The sequence below is a fragment of the Rhodothermaceae bacterium genome (assembly GCA_009838195.1).
GTDB lineage: Bacteria > Bacteroidota > Rhodothermia > Rhodothermales > Bin80 > Bin80.
Map to the genome: position 1 here is coordinate 148,349 of VXSC01000022.1, position 18,574 is coordinate 166,922.

Genomic DNA, 18,574 nt, shown 5'->3' on the forward strand with positions numbered 1-18,574 from the left:
ATGGAAATTGTTAACCGTGTAGCTCAAAGTGGGATTGAAGTTTATGATTTGGAGTTGCTCTGGGCGGGACATGAGATAAAGGAATTGGATCTGGCTTCTTTTCTTGAGGGAGGATTTCTTCTGCGAGAGAAGTTATTTCGGTCACAGGTCGCTGCATACGACGATTGGCAGGCGTTCAATGGGGTTCATGTGGCACTCTTTTGCAGTACGGACGCACTGGTGCCGATGTGGGCTTATATGCTGATCGCTTCGCATCTTGATCACGCAAGGAGTATTACAATGGGACAAAAAGCTGATGTGATTCGAGAGCAATTTACGCTGGCGTTGGAGCATGAGGATTGGACAAAATTTTCTGACCGGATTGTTGTAGTTAAGGGTTGCGGCTCGGGGATTGTCCCAGAAAGTGCTTATGCCAGAGCAACGAGGGAACTGCAGAAGGTAGCCCGTAAGGTTATGTTTGGTGAGCCTTGCTCCAGTGTACCAATATGGCGTCGGCCGAAGGAGAAAGTGGCCCCGTCTGCATAGAGAGTAGATCACCGACGACCATTTTTTGTGACTGCGATTTCGTGCAATTTGGCCAAGTTAGACGACATCTCCCGCTGCTGTGATATCCGAAGAAGCCGATCGTCAGCCTATTGACAGGCTCCCCCAAAAGAGAGATTGAATGGACATTCGTGTTTCCCTGATCAAATGAAAATTGAGCTTGCAGGTAAGGTGGCATTGGTCACTGGCGCCAGCCGTGGCATTGGAAAAGCAATTGCTACAAGTCTCGCGGGTGCCGGTGCAACGGTTGCTGTACACTATAACAGGAATATCACGCAGGCGGAAGCAGTTGTCTCTGAGCTGGGTAATCAAGCAGCCATATTCCAGTCTGACCTATCACAGGTCGAAGCTTGTGAGGCGCTTCTGCAAAACGTCATGAAGACATATGGGCGGTTGGACATACTGGTTAACAATGCGGGCATTGCTCAATTTGTCCGTTCCTCTGAGCCTACCAACAAATGGGTTCGTGTGTGGGAGCAGACGATGGCGCTGAACGCCCGGGCAACTGCACTCTTGTGTCGTCTGGCAATCAGCTACTTTCAGACGCAGGGAGAAGGTCGCATAATCAATATTGCATCACGTGCTGCTTTTCGTGGAGATACAGCCGAGTACATGAGTTATGCAGCTTCAAAGGGGGCAGTTGTTTCGCTGACGCGCACGATTGCTCGTGCTTATGGGAAAGATGGGATCAAAGCCTTCGTCGTGGCGCCCGGCTTTGTCCGTACAGATATGGCCCAGGATGCAGTAGATTCCTATGGAGAAGAGTTCATTTTAGGGGACCTTGCTCTGAATAATTTAACAGAACCGGAAGATGTTGCCCCAGTGGTTACACTCTTGGCAAGTGGCTTGGCAGATCATGCCACGGGCACGTCAATTGATATCAATGCCGGCAGTTATGTCCACTAATGCTCCGGTGGCTGCTCTCTTGTTCAGTGTAAGTTTTTTCTCACCGGCACTCCTGCAGGGCTGCGATGACAGAGAGAATGTCGTCAAGGTGCAGGAGCTAAATGTCTGAACTCAAAGGTCGGTGCCCTGGTTGGCTTGTCTACGCCTGCGCTCGGCTAAATAACGCCTTAGGATAGCCGCGTCTCTGTTGTGGCTTCGCAAGTCAACATTGAATGAATGGCCGCCATCAGGACTGGCGACAAAGAACATGAAGTTGTGATCTTCTGCTGCTGCAGTTGCTCGGAGAGATGATGGAGAGGGATTGGTAATCGGTCCAGGTGGTAAACCACGATATAAGTAGGTATTGTACGAATGACGAATCCGATAATCGCGGTAGAGTAGTCGCCGCCGACTGCCTTCCAGCTCAACCAGTGCATATTGCACGGTCGGGTCTGCCTGCAAGGGCCAGCGTTTTCGCAGACGATTCAAGTATACACCGGCCACACGAGACTTTTCAGCGTCCACACTTGTCTCCCATTCGACAATAGCTGCCAAGCTCACGATCTGGTCACGCGTAAGGTTTCGATCATTCGCTTTATCGGCTAGCTCACGCTCAAAAAATTTGTCGAACTCCTTTTTGATGTGCCGAACAACATCATCCGCTTCCGTGAGCCAATAGAATTGATAGGTTTCGGGAAGCATATAGCTGAACAAGTGAAGCGTGTCCGTATCAAGCTCGGATGCTAGGGTAGTATCACGAAGCGCTACGAGAAAATCCTCCGATGCAAACGCCATATTGGCGGCTGCACTGCGAGCGATCCGGTCACGTCGGGATCCGGCTGGGATCCTTACAGATACCGGAGTCTGAAGCCCCTTTCGTAGGATTTGCAACAGGTGAACGTTCGATTTTCCAGAAGAAAAAACATAGTGACCCGCCTTCATTTGATCCTTCCATCCCGTCGAATGGGCTACTAAACGGAAAGTCCAAAGGTGCTTCACCAGTTGCCGACTTTCAAGTGAATCAACAACATCAATGAAAGAGCTCCCTCGAGGAATGTGCAGAGATCGGTCGTCCTCAAAAGAGGGCATATTCGGGGACCATAGCACCCAGGCCGCTCCCGCTCCAATCAGAACTCCTATACTTAATGTAAGAAGCAAGATTCTACGCATCATGAGGGAGTGATAACCAAGATTAGTCTACTCAGACTGATATTTTTGGCGCTCAAGTGCACGCGTCTCATCTATGATACGCTCGAAGAGTCTCCGCACAGCTTCAGCAGAGAGGGGACCTGGGTTTGTACGCATTACATTCTTGAGGATTTCCTTCTCCCGGGCAGGCATATAGATTGGGAGTCCCAGTTGCTGCTTGATCTCCCCAATATTATTCGCTAGATTCGAGCGCTCGTTCAAAAGCTTTATAATCTTCTGATCTATCTCATCAATCTGCGTCCGGAACGGTTCTAGATCTTCTTCCGAAACTGCTTGCCGCGGTGATACAGGCTTCATGGTGTAAGTTGTATGCGAGCGCTTACTCAATAGGTACGAATATGAACAAAAGTGAAATCTTCAGGTATTGATAATTTGCAGAGTCCGCAGTATCTTTCTTAACCAAAGATATGCTTTGATGACCTATAAGAATTTATTGCTTATTGCTGTTATAGCTTTTCTGGCGTTGCCTGCAGATGCGCAGTTCCGGGAAACGGTCCCCAATGCGTTTCCGCAAACCAGACTGTATAGTCCATCAAACAAGGTTGGTGCACTGTTGAACCGGATCTTTAACCCCAGCGTCTTTCAAATGAGCCATAGCTTCGAAATGACGGCCGGTTCCTTTGCTGGTAATGGGTATTCAATGGGAATGTACACAAATACGATGGTCTGGCAGTTCAGTCCTAAACTAGCTGCGCGAATGGACGTTGCAGTTGCGTATTCTCCTCAGAATCAGATTGCCCGGGAGGCTGGATTTGGGCAACAACACCCGCAGATCTTTTTACGTAATGCCGAAGTAGCATGGAAGCCATCTGAGCGTGTCCAGTTCCATTTTCAAATCAGACAAGATCCCTATGCATATCATGGCATGATGGGATATGGCCCCTATGGCTACGGGTATAATCATCGTCACATTGGACACTATAGAAGGGGTTTCTGGTTTTAGTACCGCACGGTTGGAGTGTACATGAACCGACTGAAGGCTTTTAGTCTTTCTATTTTCTCGACTCTATTAATCCTCGTTGTCGTCGTACTGGTCGTGTCTTTACTGGTGAACATTCCACTGGTAAAGGAGGCATTCTTTCCCGTTCAAGTCGCCTCTTCCATTAGTACTACTGAGATTGAAGCCCCAGGGCCTGCGGATATTTATCAGGTTGAGGTTCGTAATGGGGTAGGCGTCCACGGTGTAGCTGAACGAATGCGGACGTACCTGCGCTCAAAAGGATACGATGTTGTAGGCGTGGGGAATCATCCGTCCTTTGATGTTGGGCAAACGGTCATTATAGATCGGATCGGCAATCTGGAAATCGCCCAACAGGTCGCTGCATCTCTTGGTCTGCCACCTGAACGTGTCCAACAGGATGTGCGCAGTGAATTTCATCTGGATGTCTCAATCATTCTTGGTAAGGATTATGGGGTCATCCCTCCATTTGCACCCCCGCAAAGTGCTCCTCCCATTCAAGACCCGGATAATGGTAACTGAGCCACCTTTGGTCACGTCTTCTACCACGCCGAACAAGAAGCGGTTAAGCCCTATACCCGTGCAGATTCTTGCCCGGGAAGCTCTGACAGCCATACGGGAGAAGAAGGCTTCTGATGTGGTCATTATGGATATGCATAAGGCCAGTGGTATCGCCGATTATTTTATCCTGTGCTCTGGCACATCGGACATCCAGGTTAAGGCCATTGCGGAGGCGGTTGAGAAACGACTCAAGAGTGAATGTCACGAGGTTCCGTGGCATATTGAAGGTACGGAGCACCGCCAGTGGGTATTACTTGATTATGTGGACCTAGTCGTTCACATATTTACGCCTGAGAGACGTGAATTCTATGACCTTGAGCGGCTATGGAGTGATGCGCCGATAGAAAAGGTTGATGAAGGGACCGCGGTTCTGCTTCAATCATGAGAACAGGATTTGCGACCCTCACTGTGCTCCTGCTCGGGTATGTGACGGCTTGCAGCGGATCCAACACCGCAACGTCTACAGAACCAGACATGCGATTTGGACACCGATACGAAGGGGTGCCGCCGGATGGGTATCGCACGGTCACGATCAGTGTGCCTGAACAGGAGCACACGTTTACCTATTTTCCCGCAACTTTTGATCGTGTATTTGTACGACCAGAACTGCTTCAATTGGAGCAGGACACCGTAGCGGTGGAGGTCTTGGTCAAGGGCAGTTTGCCGGATGCATGTATGGAACTGCATGCCTTTGATCAAGAGAGGATGGGGAATATCATCACGGCCACACTGCAGATGCGCCGCGGCCAGTCACATGTGTGCGCAACTGCCCGTCATCCCTATCGGCTATATCTAATGTTGGACGGTGGCTTCATTCAGGGGCACTACACGCTGAAGCTCAATGATTCGACCATACCTTTTACGGTTCGAAAGCTTGAGACCAGAGAATAAGATTATCGCTCTTTCAACACAAAGGAAAGCATAATAACCCTCTGGACTTCGACGGTTATCCAGTGCATAGAGATATCGGAGCTGGATTCCCAGGAAAATTGAGCCCTGCAAATCCTGTTTCCAGGGATGTGGACGATCCGGGAATCATGATGAAGGTGATGGAGCTGTGCAGTATCCGGATCAAAGAGGCCAGCTATCCGACATCGGTCTACTCACCGATAGGATCTCCAGCCTTTTTTGAGGCGGTTAAGGACGCTTGAAGGTTCTGTTGATCCGTCAGATCCTCCAGGTATGCGTATGCATTGGAGCTATGGAGTATCTGAGATTTCGTACCAAACACCTCGTCAAAGTGATGCACAACAAAATTGGATACCTCATCAAGGTTGCATGGCCGATTCAATTCCTGAACGATCGAGGTGACTCCCCGGTCTGAAATCCCGCACGGTGTGATTCGGCTGAAGTAGTTCAGGTCGGGGTGCACATTCAATGCCAGACCGTGTGTAGTAACCCACCGGCTGGCATGGATGCCAAAGGCACAGATTTTCCTCTCAAATCCCTCGGTACCGACCCAGACACCCGTTCGTCCTGATACACGGAATCCGACCAGATTATATTCGCTAAGCGTACGAAGTACAACCTCTTCGAGGTTACGCATAAAGCGGTGCAAGTCACGATAAAACCTGTCTAGATCCAATAAGAAGTATACCACGAGTTGGCCGGGACCGTGGTAGGTGACATCTCCTCCACGATCAATATATACGACCTCAGCATCACCCGGCGCAAGTAGATGCCGGTCGTCTCCACTCTTTCCCATTGTGAAAACCGGTGGGTGCTCCAGCAGGAGAACCACATGGGGTAAGTGCGTGTGATTCTTTTTTGCTTGAATGAGACGCTCTTTAACGGCCTCTTGAAGTGCCCATGTTGGCCGGTAAGCGACACGCCCCAGATAGCATGCTATAGATAATTCGGATTGCAACTGTTTAATGGGAAAAGTTTACACGCAAATTGAAGCCACCATTGATGGTGGTGTAGGGGAGTCTTCGACTGTCGCCAATAAAGTCTTCGTACTGCACAAAGACATCTGCGGAAACAACATTACTGAACTGGTAGGCGATTTTTGGCTGTGCCTGAATCCTTGACGTACTTGTCAGGACGTCGACATAAGGCTCTTCAAGAACGTCGGATACATTAAATTCCGGATCAACGGCTGCGACCTCCATAGCCCGACGGATGTAGAAACTTCGATCATCGTTGGCAATGCGGGACAATGAGAGCGAGAAGTTAATGCGGTTATTGAGTGTCCGGCGAATGAATGGGAGCCGCAGACCCGACTTGGCCCAGGATGCTGTAAGCGAAATCTCGTTACTTCGGTTTTCATTTACGACATTATTGGTTGTACTCAGGGAATAAGAATTGGTCTTATTCCATGCGATGCTAGTCTGAATATTTCCTCGGAACGATAGATCTACCGCGATTAATGGCTGAAACCGTTCATTGATTCGCACTGCATCCACTTCTTCTTGTGGAATAGTAAAGGCGATCAAAGGCCCCTCTCCCAGATAAAAATTATCAGGTTGTCCACCACGAAGATTTGATCTGAAATCAGCTGAAAAGCTACTGGCGTAGCTGTGGCGCAGGGTAGCATTCTGGAAAATTCTTCGAATCAGCGGCCATTTGGCAATTCCCGAGTAACTGAGACTCCAACCCGGCAGTGGAAAGGGCATATTTCCCGTAGACCCAAACACAAGATAACTTGACTGGAAATCCCGATAAACCAGACGGTTGGTCAGGACCGTTGATTCCAGTGTGTCAGGCAAGGGGCCGTCCGAAGAACATGCCGCCCCACAATCCGAGCGGTATTGATTCAGTTGCGATTGAAATAAATCCTGATAGGAGGCCGTAAAACTCCAGGCGGAAACCGTAACATCACTGGTCCGTGTAGTGTCCGCTCCCGGTTGTCCGTTATCCAGAATCCGGTACGTAAGGTTTTCGCGACGGGTCTCTTCCATCCTCCAGTTCAAGGTAATCCGCATTTGTGAGGACAGATTCAGGGATACTCGACCGGCCCACCGGTCTGCATCATTGAGTGCGTCGGTTACCTGAAATCGCTCGTCAATGACGCGTCCCTGCTCGGGTGTAATGGTTCGGTCAAGTCCCAAGCGATACCGCAGTGATGGCCCCTGGTCATTGAATACGGCGTCATACAAACTGTAATGAACCTGTACGTCACCAAGCTCGTCCAGAACCCCAACATTATTGGCTGAGGTATTGCGTGTGCCATTATACGTTAAGGATAGATCCTGAATACCTGTAAGCGCGAGCAGTAGTCGGCGTGTAAGTGCTTTGGGAGTTAAACTCTGCGGGAATCTGATCCTGGAAGTGCGGGTTGGGTTCTCTGTCTGCAACTCAGCAGGATCAGGGATAGGTTGATTGACGGGAGGATCTGCAATAGGAACCTCTTCCTCGTCCTGTTCTGTAATGGGAACCTCTTCCTCGCCCTGCTCTGCAATTGGAACTCCTTCCTCTTCCTGCTCTGCTTCACGCTCCTGCTCCTGTCGCCTCTCTTCCCGACGTCTCTCCAGTTCCCGACGCCTTTCTTCTCGACGCCTTGCCCGTTCCTGTTCTCTTATCTGGCGCTGAGCTTGAGCCTCAGATGCAGCGGCACGCTGCGCCTCCTCAAGTCGCTGATAGAATCCAAGCTTCCGAATGAGGTCTTGCGGGCGCAAGGTGAGTCCACCACGAATCGTGGTGGTGAGTCTGGTTCGGGCGCCTGTATTACTGCCTACAGACCCATTTGACCAATCAAAGTTTGTTGAGTACCCGATATCCTGAATCTGTATCCAGGACAATGCCCGATAGCGTTGAAGGCGAGGTCTGAAAGTGGCATTGAATCGGGATGAGTAGCTCTCAGGACGAATATTGGGTGCACCGGGCACACTGCCTCCAAGTGCCTGCCGGAACACCTGGCCGAATTTCCGGGGCTGAAGGTGGGTAAGCTCAAAAGCACTCACTCCTACCTGCGAATCGTCAATCACCCCTTCCTGAATCAGCGAGGCCAGGTTCGTATCGTCCAGTTGTGATTCAGCCCCGGTCGAATCAATTAAAATGACGGAATAAAGCGTATCAACTCCGATCGCATTCAAGCTTTGATCTGTGCTTGACTGTATCCCCAGATCGAGGAAGCTGAACGGACTGTATTGAAAACTAAAGTCTCGGGAATGCGAGAATTGGTGTTGAGCGCGAACCGGAAATTGTACATCCAGGGGCAAGTCGGAACTGCGTTGACGAGATGGGTCCGCGCGCTGCTTCGAGGACGAAAGTGCTCGGTTTGCACTCAGGCTGTAATCTAGTGAAGAGGGGAGGTAATTGAGACCGATATTACTCAATAATCCCAAGACAGGGACTCCCTCCAGCCAGGAAAATAATCGCAGGACTCTCGGGTTTCTGATCTGCAGACGGTAGCCGAATGATGTACTCCAGCGCCAGGAATTTCGAAAGGATTGTGTCGGTGTCCGGGTTTTTGTATCGGAGTAGGAATAACTGAAAGACAGGCCATCGAGCGTATTTCGCACTAGGCGGGAGCGTGCCCCACTCTTACTAACCCGTGTGGTGTATGAGGTAGTCTTGGAAAAGGTTTGCGCTTCTTCGCGAATCTGCTGTTGCCGGATCGCAATTTCTGAGCTGGTCAAGGTAGAGTCAGCTGCAATTGCATCTTGGAGGCTCGTGACACGTATGTCCCCCCGGTTCGGGTCAAATCGTGGAAGTCTGGAGTTCTCTTTCATCTCCATACTGACAGGTAATGTCCATCCGTACCGTTCCGGGATAAACTTGTCAACGCTCAGCTGGGAGTTGACGGTCCAGTTCTGGATATTGAGTTGTTCCCGATCAGCTAGAGTACTGGAGAGCGCACCAAAACCATCCGATTGTGCTCGTAGAGATACCTTAACGCGTGCCAGATCTGCCAATTTGATGTCCGCTGTACCATAAGCTGCATACCCTACTTCCTGATCGTATCCAGACACACGTAGTTCATTGACCCACACATTTGCCTCATTCAACACCTCCTCTTGCTCCGACACGTTTCGAATACCAATTACGATCGTAGTAATTCGATCAAGGCTCGGTGTCCCGCGGACTCCAATTCGTGTGCCTGGAGGAGCAAACTCCGCAATGGTTGATTGAAAGTTTGCATTTATGTCACTCCAGAACACTTCGTTGGGATCATATCCGTCCCCAGATTCATCCACGTATGTGTCACGCAGAAACTTCATTTGGTTCAGAGAGCTCAGCAAGATATTCACGGAATTGAGATCAATGAATGCCTCCCCGTCCGGATCGGGGTTTGGCTGATTCGTACGCCATAGAAAATCGGATCTTTGCTCCGAATCGGCGGGGAGTTCACTGAGTGGGCTGGCGGTCAGGGACTGTTCATATTCATAATAGTCGGAGTCTTCATTGCCCCCAAGTCGGATAAAAAATTTCAGGGCTCCCCGGTCTTCTGCTTCAAGAGGCCGGTTATTAATCTCGCCATCCAGGTGTACAAACATGCGCAGGTTCTTGTATCGGAGTAGGTCCTGTGCCGAGGTGTAGGTGTGGAAGACTGCCAATTGTCGATTTGGCAGAAGATTGCTTGCACGAATAACCATTGCTTGCTCTCTGGCATCTCGAATCGTATTCGACTGCGCTTCACGTACACGATTCCTGACCGCCCCCTTTGGGATTTCGTAACTGGGGCTTTCTTCATTATTCACGCTTTCGATACTGATGCGTGCCCCCGTAATCGGATCCTCAGGAGGAATCATCTCTCCATCTGCGTCCGTTGCATTGACCACCTCACTTGCTCTCCACTGGCTGCCAACCAGTTCGAGGGTCGCAAAGCGTATGGTGATGGGGGAGGTATGTCCGGTTGTCCAGATGCGGATGGATTCCATAAGTGTGAAGTCTTGAATATCCCCTACACGGCGGGTAAAATTCTTGACGGGAATCCGAATCAGGAACCATCCAGTCCCCGCGCCACCGGAAGACTTAATCTCGTTGATCACATAATCGTCCGTGTTCTCGGGTTGGGCCAGATTATCCAGGATCCCGAGATTGAGTGGCACTTCGTACTGGAAGTAGCTGTTTTCCGTATCAGAAGCAGAATTCAGATTAATATCTTCTGTGTCCGGTATGCGTGAATTCCCGTTGTCTTCTCCCGAAGGTCCCAGCTTACTATGGGCATCAAAGGAATTCAATTCGTGTCCAGGAAAAAATCGAGTGAAGCGTTCCTGAATCGTTGCGCCACCGGGAAAGAACCGATTATTGCCAAAAAAACTGTTGTTCAGGAAATAATAATAGTCGTCGGCAGAAGGATCCAGGAGTGCCTTTGCTTTTTCTCGGGCGAGTATTTCAGGATATCGGACACTGACGGTATTCTCTAGAGATTCGAGGAATTCCGCGAACACAAACTGTTCTGTTCCGGCTCCCCCTTCGTGCTCGAACTTGTTATCGGGGAATGAGGGGAGGCCGTCCAGCCCGAGATCCTCGGTGATACGTTCATTTGCATCAATCGGGTTGATTTTTTGATTCTGTTGTCCAGTAGACAACCTCGCCAATGATCCAACAATTCCGACTTCTGACAGCGAAAGGCCATCTTCTGTGTTGAGTTTATTATCCGGGATCACATCTTCACTGATACGGCCCATATCAACGATCAGCTTTGCCTGAGGATCGGTCTGTCCCGATTCAGGGTATACCCGCATTACAAACTCGACAAATTCAATATTTTTTGAGGTGAAGTCGGTGTTTCCTTCGGTCAGGCGCTGTGTCATCCCTCCCCATGCTTCGCGTGGATTGTCCAGAAAGCGTCCAAGGTCACGGTTATAGTTGTAGGGGCCGCGCCCATGTGGGGTAAAATAGAGGTCAAGTGTGGGCAGGATTCGTTCGCTCTGAAGTATTTCTCGATTCGGGAATACCTGTTGCGGAGTCACGAGATCTACAGCAGGAGTGATATCACCGCTAAACTTCTCCAGAGATGAGGCATTCAGTGTGTACCAGCCCAAAACTGCACGGCCATCATTGCTCAGATCGATTTCGGTTCCTCCCATCTCTTCCTGAACACCAATGACGGGGGCGCTGCTGAGCAGCCATGCCCCCTGACGAGCGAGCGAGATCAGGTTTTCAAACCCCTCAAAATCGTCCACGTAGGAAATTCCCTGAGTTTCGTCGGAGTAAAAATCTCGACCATCCTTTCGGAGCTCTCGCCTTTGGTCCTTGAAAGCATTCGTGAGTACATGACTGGGACGTAACTGGGCAAATTCTCCAACGACAGCGATGGAGCTGGGCTCCTTCGTTTGAACGAGCGGAAGCCAGTCAATTGCCCGTGTGAGCCACTGAGGGGTCAGTTGAAGACGGGAATCCAACCCCCAAATCATGTTGGAGATTGGCTCATCTCCAACGCGAAACTTATCGGTGAGTGATTTTTGACTCAGCCGCATGATGGTTCCACCCACAGAAATCTCGTCTCTCGGAAGATATTCGAGCCGGGCTCCAAGAAGCGTTTTCTGCTGAAGATTGATAAATGCGTTTTCTTCGTAATCGATCGCAATGTCTCGGCCAGCGACCAGGTAGGAGGTGTTTATAATGGTCACCGTTCCACCCAGATAGTCCACGATATAGTCTATTCCTTCCGTAAGCACGGTGCCACCTGAGGTGACTCGTACAGATCCTTCAACGAGGCCGGAATAGGCCTTGAGGTCATAGAAGGAGGGAATCCCCCCTCTGTGGGATCCTTCAATCAGGTAGACATTTTTTGCTGTATTTCGAGTGGCGTTCAGGCGCTTTTGCGTATACAGTTCTTTGAATACATAAAGCTCTTTTGCCTCAGCTTTTTCTTCATCATTCAGCCCACTGGCATCAATCAGGGTCTCGATCCTCTGGCCGAATGGCTCCAGGTAGGGAAAAATCAATAATCCATCTCCGGGAATGATGGTGTAGTTTGGTAGAAAGTCAAATAAGTTATCTGGTTTTTGAGCACCATCTTCATTGAGCCGGTCAAGACCGAGAACTTGGATAAGTGTCTGTTGTCCGGTGATCCCCGGGATCGTTTGGGTGGCAGCTTGTCCAGGCGGCTCGAAGCTGATATCCAGAGTAAAATCGGTGGGTAGCAGGCCTCGAGTAAGCTCATAGATATTCCGCATTTCCAGGTGCCAGGCTGCTGGATTGAGCTCATTCGCTTCCCCCAGGTTTGCGGGTTGTTGGAGGTTCACCGGTTTCAGTAGCTTCAGTACAAGGCGATCTCCAATCTGGCTATTGTCGCCACCGCCGGTCTGGCTGGAAAAGTCGCCAACCTGAATCTCTGATCCGCCCGCGAGGTAGCGGAAGGATACGGCCAGTGCTTCGCTCTCCTGAATACTTTGTCGTAGGCTAATGAATCCTAGGCCTTCGTCCAGATCATAGTCACGACCGAGTTCAAGTTTTTTGAATTGTCCGATCTGGTAGTCAACGGTGGTCAGAGGTTGCTGCATGGCAGCACTCTCAAGGTAGTCCTGCGGTACGGCTTCGCCTGCACGTAATTGATTCTGTAATTCCGCTGCGTCGTACTGGTCCAGGTTGCTGTTTGGGTGACGTTCCTGGGTATAGCGATTTGCATCGCGAATGATTGCTTCCGGCTCACCCAGGTCCACGACAGCGACGACCTGCCGAACGTTCTGCTCTTCTGGGGAAACCGGGGTCAATTTCCAGACTTCAATATCCGTAATGTGTGAAAAAACAGCATCCAGGATAATGTTGGGAGGATCACTTAGCGCCTCATTCCAGCGGTTACGGAAGTAGTAACTGAGAAAATAGTACTTCCGTTGACTGTAATCTGTGGGTCGGCGGCTAAAGCTGGATGTCTCAGCACCACCATCGAGAGAGAGCGAATTTGATTGCCCCTTCTGCTGGCTGGCGACGGTCGTGAGGCGCAGTGCTCCGAGCTGGAATTCAGATTTGATTCCAAACAGGCTTTGTCCACCCCGAATGAGGCTGGAGGGGGTTTGCAAGAAGACATTCCCGGCCTCGATACTTTGGATGATTTCATCTTCGTATCCGGTGTAGATCAGTTCCAGCTGGTTCTGAAAATCGAAATCGCGGTTGGTGTCCCAGTCGACATTGACTTTCATTTTGTCCCCAATCGTTCCGGTAACCCCCAATCGCAGGTCCATCCGAAACTCTGGTGTTAGTTGTGACCCTCGTCCAATGATTGCCTGTTGTGCAGTTTTCTCGTAGATGAATGCGGGCCGAATATCCGCACTTCCATTGACGCGGAGGTCCACTTCATTTTTACCAAAAATGGTGGTAAAACCACTTTGGCGGCCTCCCGGCACAGAGATTGACAGGCCAAGTCCCCGACGCTGTCGTTCTTGTAGATCTCTCCGGCGCTGAAGGAGGGTGTGCCAGTTGCGGTCAAGATTTTGGGAGAACCTCTCGGCCTGGTATTGTTCGCGACTAACCCGGAGGGAATGTCGGACATCTTCTCCAGCTACACGCTCTGTGATCGTATAGAATGAACCTGTACTGTCCAACTCAACATCATGTCTCCAACCAGAAAACAGTCTCGCCCCCAGGGATCGTCGCTCTGTTGGTAGTATCACGGCCGTGCGCCTGGGTAGCACCAGGTTGGCAAAATATCGTTTTGCGCGTTCGTTTGTATCTGGTGGTGGTGCAAGTGAATCAATCCGAACGAGAAGAAGACTGTCCAGCCCTAGATCCAGGACCATTTCCCGCACAGAGTCGCGACCCAGACGGGAGAGAAGTGCTCGGAGGGAATCAACCTGGTGCAGCGTTACGCTGTCTGTGTCCGCGACTGCGATATCCCCCCACAGGCTACCTCGAGAATGATCTCCCTGGGCAGCGGCATGCGCCAAAAGCATCCAAACCAGCAGCGCTCCTGCGGAGTATACCACCAGTTGGCGTACTGCAAAAAGTCGTCTGTTCAGGTGCATTTATCCTGTTGACGAGCCTATACTTGTCCCGTAATAATGTAGTCCGTGCCTCTTGTGCTCGTATCAGTAAATGCAGATATGCAGGTCCTTTTTTTGTAGGTTGGAGAGATATAATTATTATTCATTGCAACGCGAGGGGAGTAGCCATGTTCAGATCCATACTTTTTCTGGGGACAATCCTCCTGACAGGCTTGGTCATCGGCTGTTCGGCTACACAGGAAAGTGATATCCAAAATCTGCTGCAAATGCAGCAGGACGCATGGAATGCCGGAGATATTGAAACGTTTATGCAGGGATACCTTAACAGTGACAGCCTTCGCTTTGTTGGGTCAGGGGGAGAAGTTCGGGGTTGGCAATCCACGTTGGATAGATACCACCGGGCGTACCCTGATCGGGAAGCAATGGGGACACTGTCGTTTGATCTCCGGGAAATTCGTATGCTTGGTCGTAGGCATGCAATGATTTTTGGTGCTTACACATTAGAACGGGATAATGATCAACCCACAGGGCTATTTACATTAATCGCTGAATATACTGAAGATGGCTGGCGTATCATCCATGATCACACATCTGCAGATCCAATCGACTACCAGAATTTAGAATGACAGATCCCTGTTCGTATATGCAGGATAAGGTTGTAGTAGTAACAGGTGCGGGTGGCCGTTTAGGTCAGCGCTTGGTTGCACAGTTTACAGAAGTCGGTGCACATGTGGTTGCGATTGGCAATGAAGGGACCGAAGATCTAATCCTGGATCTGGCGAACGAGGACGAGGTCGTGGATGCGTTTGAGCGGATTCAGCGTGAGTGCAAGCGTATGGATGTCCTTGTCCATGCAGTTGGAACATGGAGTGAATGGCCACTTCTGGATACGAAGTTGGAAGATTGGGAGCGCATGATGCAGATCAATTTGACCACCGGCTTTTTGTGCTTCCGCGAAGCAGCCCGGCATATGGTCAAGGATGGAGGGACGATTATAGGAATCTGTGCTCGGTCCGGTCTTGAAGCTGCTGTCGCCCGGGGAGGAGCCTACGCAGCAAGTAAGGCAGGTCTGCTACGCCTTGTGGAAGCAGTTGCAGCAGAGCACCCAACACTGAACACGTATGCTCTGGCCCCGTCCGTGATTCTCTATAAGGACGCTTCTGGCCCAGGAGTCCATGCGGATGATCTAGTCCAGTTGGCCATTCAGTTATGTTCCGAGCCTGCAAGTGCGCTTCGTGGAACCGCACTGCAGGCATACGGCATGCATTCGTCATGATCCAATGACCGAGGCTAATCAGGAATCCAGGGGATCGTTTGTTCAAACACTGATCCGTGTGTTTACCGCACAGGCGGTGGTGATGCTGTTTCTGTGGCTTTTGCACTCGTTGTACAACTAGTCGATGCACCTGGTTAACTGGCTCATTGTTGTAGCCTATCTTGCGTATGTCTTGTGGGACGGCTTACGTCGTTCCAGGGATACGGATCGTCTCAGGGGATATTTTTTGGCAAACCAAAGTCTGCCCTGGTGGGCGGTTGGTCTTTCGGTCATGGCCACCCAACTCTCTGCCGTGACGATGATTGGCACGACAGGGCAGGGAGCAACGGACGGGATCCGCTTTATCCAGTTTTATTTTGGTTTGCCTCTGGCCATGGTGATTCTGGGGGTCACGCTCGTTCCATTTTTGCATCGTAGCGGCGTTTATACTGCGTACGAGTATTTGGAGCGGCGATTTGGGGCGGGAACCCGGTCACTCACCAGTTTTCTGTTTCTGATGTCGCGCGGCATGAGTTGCGGAACCATACTCGCGGCGCCGGCTGTGGTGATGGCTGCAATATTTGGCTGGGATCTCACGCTAAGCGTTGCCGTGATCGGAATCCCGACCGTCCTCTACACTATGGTTGGTGGTATTCAGGCGGTCGCATGGGCCGACGTCAAGCAAATGATTCTGATCGTGCTCTCGTTGGCGGTTGTAGTAGTTGTACTTCTGGTAAAGATGCCAGTGAATCCCCATGATGCACTTCAGATTGCAGGTGCGACAGGTCGGCTACAGGTATTTGATTTTTCGTTTACTCTCACCGAGACCTATACATTCTGGTCTGGTCTTTTAGGGGGGACGTTTCTGATGCTCTCCTATTTTGGAACCGATCAGAGTCAGGTACAGCGATATTTAGCGGCCCGCTCGGTTACGGAGGCTCGTCGATCTCTGCTGATGAGCGCCTACTGGAAGATTCCGCTTCAATCACTTGTACTACTCATCGGGGTTCTGGTATTTGTGTTCTATCTCTTTCAGGCGCCACCACTTCTTTATAATCCTGCCCATGAGGAGTCCGTGCGCAGCTATGCCCCAGAGGCGTATGCCGAATTGGAAACACGCTACAGTGCCGAGTTCACGGCACGGACGGAAGCTGCTGAGGCAGTTGCGGCAGGTTTGCCGGGAGCCTCCGAGCGGCTGGAAGCGCATGAAGCTGCCGTGGGCAGTCTTAGAAGTGATGCACTGGAACTTGCGCGTGAGGCGACGGGGGATGAGTCAGTTAGAGATGTGAACTACATCATGCCCCGGTTTGCACTGGATGTTCTTCCCTTGGGGTTGACAGGACTCTTTATTGCTGCAATCATGGCCGCTGCGATGTCGAGCATTTCTTCGGAGCTCAATTCGCTGTCAACAACAACGGTCATTGACTTCTATCGGAGATGGATTCGTCCAAATGCTCCAGAGACGCACATGCTATGGGTGAGCAAACTTGCTACCGGTTTTTGGGGGCTGTTTGCATGCTTTGTCGCTACATTCGCAGCGACGCTGGGGTCTTTGATTGAGGTCGTCAATCGGTTTGGATCATTCTTTTATGGCTCCATCTTGGGTGTTTTTATTCTGGCAATGATTCCGAAAGGGCGAGGAGTTGGAGCTTTTTATGGTCTGGTTGCGGGGATGAGTGCGGTTGCAGCAGTCAATTTTCTGGCCCCTGAAATATCATTTTTATGGCACAATGTGGTCGGGGCACTGACGGTCGTTTCCGTCGGGTTACTCCTCTCGTGGCTTCGAGATAGTATTTCGTCCAGCAATCGCTCGGGATAGGGTTGCTTCATCCGCGTAGCTGAGGGTAAGGCCAACAGGAATGCCTCGTGCCAAGCGGGTAATTTTGATGGGGAACGGTTCCAGAAGCTGGGTCAGATAGAGTGCAGTGGTATCCCCTTCCACGGTGGGACTGACGGCAAGGATCAGTTCGGTGATGTCTGAATCAGATGTACCCACCCGTTCAATCAGTGTACGGATATTGAGGTCATCGGGACCAATCCCGTCTAAAGGGGAGATCACTCCCCCCAGGACATGGTATCTACCACGGTACTCTCCGGTGCGCTCAAGCGCAACAATATCTTCGGCATCCTGCACCACGCAGACGATTCCTGATTCCCGTTTCGTGGAGTTGCAGATGATGCAGATCTCCGCATCGGTCACATTCCCGCAGATATCACATGCCCGCACGCGTTCTTTCATCTCCAACAGGGCGTTCGCCAGTCGAGCGACATCCTCTTTCGGCATCTTGAGAATATGTGCAGCAAGTCGCTGCGCACTCTTGCGACCGATGGTCGGGAGTTTGGAGAACTGTTCAATCAGAATTTCGACGGATTCCGAGGCGAACTGCATGGATTAGAGACCGAATTTCGAGAGATCCATGTCTTTGGGCAGGAAGCTTTCGGCTTGGTCACGCAACTCATTCTGCCCAGCTTCAGCAGCTTCGTCGAGTGCTTTGTTGACACCGGCAATAATCAGATCACTCAGCATCTCCATATCGTTTGGGTCGACAATTTCAGGATCCAGTTCGATCTTGATGATCCGCTGATTTCCATTAGCGGTCACTTTGACCATGCCACCTCCAGCTTCTGCTGTGGCAGTGACACGCTGCATGATCTCTCGTACTTTGCCGATCTGATTTTTCATGTCGGCCACTTGTTTGAGCATGTTGAGCATAGTCTTTCTCGGGTTTGATGGTCAGGGTGTGGGATTATGAACCGGGCGAAGCCCGAAGGCATCGTCGAGTTGTTTCAGAGCCGGGATTTTTGCTTTAAGTTTCTGGAACTCGGCATTTAGGTCTACTTCCGTAGATGGAAACACGTCAGGTTTTACTATAAATTCCACACGCTTATTTGCCAGTTCAGGTTGTGACTGCATCGCTTCCTTGAGAGCCTTTTTCAGGTTTCCGTTCTTTGTAACGGCGAGTTGCATATCATCACGTACCGCAATTTCCAGACATTGATCATGTTCTCTGAGGACAATCAAATTCTGGAGTGTGCGGATTGCCGGTACATCAGAGCGCTGTTCCATCGTTTTCAGGACGAGCTTCCAGCTCTCTTGAAGATCCGCATGGACCTCTACAGGTGCGTGGGATGGTTCAACAGGTTGGCGGTTTTCAGGTTTTTTTTTTGTTTGTTCCAGGGCCGGCCTACCTTTGAGTGCCGCAGAAGCAGGAGGTTCACCGGAGCGTTGAGCTTGCTGAGTCTCTGGCAGATCTGCGGGCTTACTTTCTTGGGGGGCGGTGGGGGCCGGTGCTGGTTGAGTGGGGAGGGGGGCAGGTGCTTGAGGCGCAC

The 18,574-nt window shown here is 50.7% G+C and carries 16 protein-coding genes; 9 read left to right on the plus strand and 7 right to left on the minus strand.

What is annotated here, in order from left to right:
• Both F4Y64_05600 and F4Y64_05605 read left to right on the plus strand, forming a co-directional pair.
• On the plus strand, positions 1-525 hold the full coding sequence (locus F4Y64_05600) for a DUF2480 family protein (GenBank protein MXX97071.1): 525 nt from the start codon (positions 1-3) through the stop codon (positions 523-525).
• Positions 526-690: 165 nt separating this feature from the next.
• Positions 691-1,449, plus strand: a complete 759-nt coding sequence (locus tag F4Y64_05605) for an SDR family oxidoreductase (GenBank protein ID MXX97072.1) — start codon at positions 691-693, stop codon at positions 1,447-1,449.
• A gap of 111 nt (positions 1,450-1,560) precedes the next feature.
• On the opposite strand, the gene mltG is transcribed toward F4Y64_05605, so the two are convergent.
• Both mltG and pheA read right to left on the minus strand, forming a co-directional pair.
• Complete coding sequence (gene mltG, locus F4Y64_05610) at positions 1,561-2,598, minus strand: endolytic transglycosylase MltG (GenBank protein ID MXX97073.1); 1,038 nt, start codon at positions 2,596-2,598, stop codon at positions 1,561-1,563.
• Between the two features lie 27 nt (positions 2,599-2,625).
• Positions 2,626-2,934: a chorismate mutase gene (gene pheA, locus F4Y64_05615; GenBank protein MXX97074.1), complete on the minus strand. Its 309-nt coding sequence runs from the start codon at positions 2,932-2,934 to the stop codon at positions 2,626-2,628.
• Between the two features lie 118 nt (positions 2,935-3,052).
• On the opposite strand from pheA, the gene F4Y64_05620 reads away from it, so the two are divergent.
• The 4 genes from F4Y64_05620 to F4Y64_05635 are packed head-to-tail and all read left to right on the plus strand — an operon-like array spanning position 3,053 to position 5,047.
• A complete protein-coding gene (locus F4Y64_05620) occupies positions 3,053-3,580 on the plus strand; it encodes a hypothetical protein (protein MXX97075.1) in 528 nt (175 codons plus the stop codon).
• Positions 3,581-3,601: 21 nt separating this feature from the next.
• Positions 3,602-4,117 (plus strand): LytR family transcriptional regulator, encoded by a 516-nt coding sequence (locus tag F4Y64_05625; protein ID MXX97076.1) that lies wholly within the window; start codon positions 3,602-3,604, stop codon positions 4,115-4,117.
• Complete coding sequence (gene rsfS / locus F4Y64_05630) at positions 4,107-4,541, plus strand: ribosome silencing factor (protein ID MXX97077.1); 435 nt, start codon at positions 4,107-4,109, stop codon at positions 4,539-4,541. Before F4Y64_05625 ends, rsfS begins: the two co-directional genes overlap by 11 nt.
• Positions 4,538-5,047 carry a hypothetical protein gene (locus F4Y64_05635; GenBank protein ID MXX97078.1) on the plus strand — a complete coding sequence of 170 codons (510 nt, stop codon included), beginning with the start codon at positions 4,538-4,540 and terminating at the stop codon, positions 5,045-5,047. The genes rsfS and F4Y64_05635 overlap by 4 nt, the downstream gene beginning before the upstream one ends.
• A gap of 208 nt (positions 5,048-5,255) precedes the next feature.
• Here F4Y64_05635 and lipB read toward each other — a convergent pair whose 3' ends face one another.
• Both lipB and sprA read right to left on the minus strand, forming a co-directional pair.
• Complete coding sequence (gene lipB / locus F4Y64_05640; protein ID MXX97079.1) at positions 5,256-6,023, minus strand: lipoyl(octanoyl) transferase LipB; 768 nt, start codon at positions 6,021-6,023, stop codon at positions 5,256-5,258.
• Between the two features lie 4 nt (positions 6,024-6,027).
• Positions 6,028-14,010 (minus strand): cell surface protein SprA, encoded by a 7,983-nt coding sequence (gene sprA / locus F4Y64_05645; GenBank protein MXX97080.1) that lies wholly within the window; start codon positions 14,008-14,010, stop codon positions 6,028-6,030.
• On the opposite strand from sprA, the gene F4Y64_05650 reads away from it, so the two are divergent.
• The 3 genes from F4Y64_05650 (at position 13,572) to F4Y64_05660 (ending at position 17,063) form a co-directional block, all read left to right on the plus strand.
• Positions 13,572-14,615 carry a nuclear transport factor 2 family protein gene (locus tag F4Y64_05650; protein ID MXX97081.1) on the plus strand — a complete coding sequence of 348 codons (1,044 nt, stop codon included), beginning with the start codon at positions 13,572-13,574 and terminating at the stop codon, positions 14,613-14,615. The two genes, sprA and F4Y64_05650, sit on opposite strands and share 439 nt — an antisense overlap.
• Positions 14,612-15,265 carry an SDR family oxidoreductase gene (locus tag F4Y64_05655; GenBank protein ID MXX97082.1) on the plus strand — a complete coding sequence of 218 codons (654 nt, stop codon included), beginning with the start codon at positions 14,612-14,614 and terminating at the stop codon, positions 15,263-15,265. The genes F4Y64_05650 and F4Y64_05655 overlap by 4 nt, the downstream gene beginning before the upstream one ends.
• A gap of 124 nt (positions 15,266-15,389) precedes the next feature.
• Positions 15,390-17,063, plus strand: a complete 1,674-nt coding sequence (locus tag F4Y64_05660; GenBank protein ID MXX97083.1) for a sodium:solute symporter — start codon at positions 15,390-15,392, stop codon at positions 17,061-17,063.
• Here the strand turns inward: F4Y64_05660 and recR are convergent.
• Genes recR through F4Y64_05675 form a run of 3 tightly spaced genes read right to left on the minus strand, consistent with a single transcriptional unit; the run spans position 17,010 to position 18,311 of the window.
• Positions 17,010-17,633 carry a recombination protein RecR gene (gene recR, locus F4Y64_05665; GenBank protein MXX97084.1) on the minus strand — a complete coding sequence of 208 codons (624 nt, stop codon included), beginning with the start codon at positions 17,631-17,633 and terminating at the stop codon, positions 17,010-17,012. The genes F4Y64_05660 and recR overlap by 54 nt on opposite strands.
• A 3-nt stretch (positions 17,634-17,636) precedes the next feature.
• Positions 17,637-17,957, minus strand: coding sequence for a YbaB/EbfC family nucleoid-associated protein (locus F4Y64_05670; protein ID MXX97085.1), 321 nt, complete (start codon positions 17,955-17,957; stop codon positions 17,637-17,639).
• 21 nt (positions 17,958-17,978) lie between these two features.
• Complete coding sequence (locus F4Y64_05675) at positions 17,979-18,311, minus strand: hypothetical protein (GenBank protein ID MXX97086.1); 333 nt, start codon at positions 18,309-18,311, stop codon at positions 17,979-17,981.
• Positions 18,312-18,574 lie beyond the last annotated feature (263 nt).

Bases quoted from the DNA above. Each gene is read 5' to 3' on its own strand.
- F4Y64_05600 (MXX97071.1), top strand. From the start codon at position 1: ATGGAAATTGTTAACCGTGTAGCTCAAAGTGGGATTGAAGTTTATGAT.
- F4Y64_05605 (MXX97072.1), top strand. From the start codon at position 691: ATGAAAATTGAGCTTGCAGGTAAGGTGGCATTGGTCACTGGCGCCAGC.
- mltG (MXX97073.1), bottom strand. From the start codon at position 2,598: ATGCGTAGAATCTTGCTTCTTACATTAAGTATAGGAGTTCTGATTGGA.
- pheA (MXX97074.1), bottom strand. From the start codon at position 2,934: ATGAAGCCTGTATCACCGCGGCAAGCAGTTTCGGAAGAAGATCTAGAA.
- F4Y64_05620 (MXX97075.1), top strand. From the start codon at position 3,053: ATGACCTATAAGAATTTATTGCTTATTGCTGTTATAGCTTTTCTGGCG.
- F4Y64_05625 (MXX97076.1), top strand. From the start codon at position 3,602: ATGAACCGACTGAAGGCTTTTAGTCTTTCTATTTTCTCGACTCTATTA.
- rsfS (MXX97077.1), top strand. From the start codon at position 4,107: ATGGTAACTGAGCCACCTTTGGTCACGTCTTCTACCACGCCGAACAAG.
- F4Y64_05635 (MXX97078.1), top strand. From the start codon at position 4,538: ATGAGAACAGGATTTGCGACCCTCACTGTGCTCCTGCTCGGGTATGTG.
- F4Y64_05650 (MXX97081.1), top strand. From the start codon at position 13,572: ATGAACCTGTACTGTCCAACTCAACATCATGTCTCCAACCAGAAAACA.
- sprA (MXX97080.1), bottom strand. From the start codon at position 14,010: ATGCACCTGAACAGACGACTTTTTGCAGTACGCCAACTGGTGGTATAC.
- F4Y64_05655 (MXX97082.1), top strand. From the start codon at position 14,612: ATGACAGATCCCTGTTCGTATATGCAGGATAAGGTTGTAGTAGTAACA.
- F4Y64_05660 (MXX97083.1), top strand. From the start codon at position 15,390: ATGCACCTGGTTAACTGGCTCATTGTTGTAGCCTATCTTGCGTATGTC.
- recR (MXX97084.1), bottom strand. From the start codon at position 17,633: ATGCAGTTCGCCTCGGAATCCGTCGAAATTCTGATTGAACAGTTCTCC.
- F4Y64_05670 (MXX97085.1), bottom strand. From the start codon at position 17,957: ATGCTCAACATGCTCAAACAAGTGGCCGACATGAAAAATCAGATCGGC.
- F4Y64_05675 (MXX97086.1), bottom strand. From the start codon at position 18,311: ATGGAACAGCGCTCTGATGTACCGGCAATCCGCACACTCCAGAATTTG.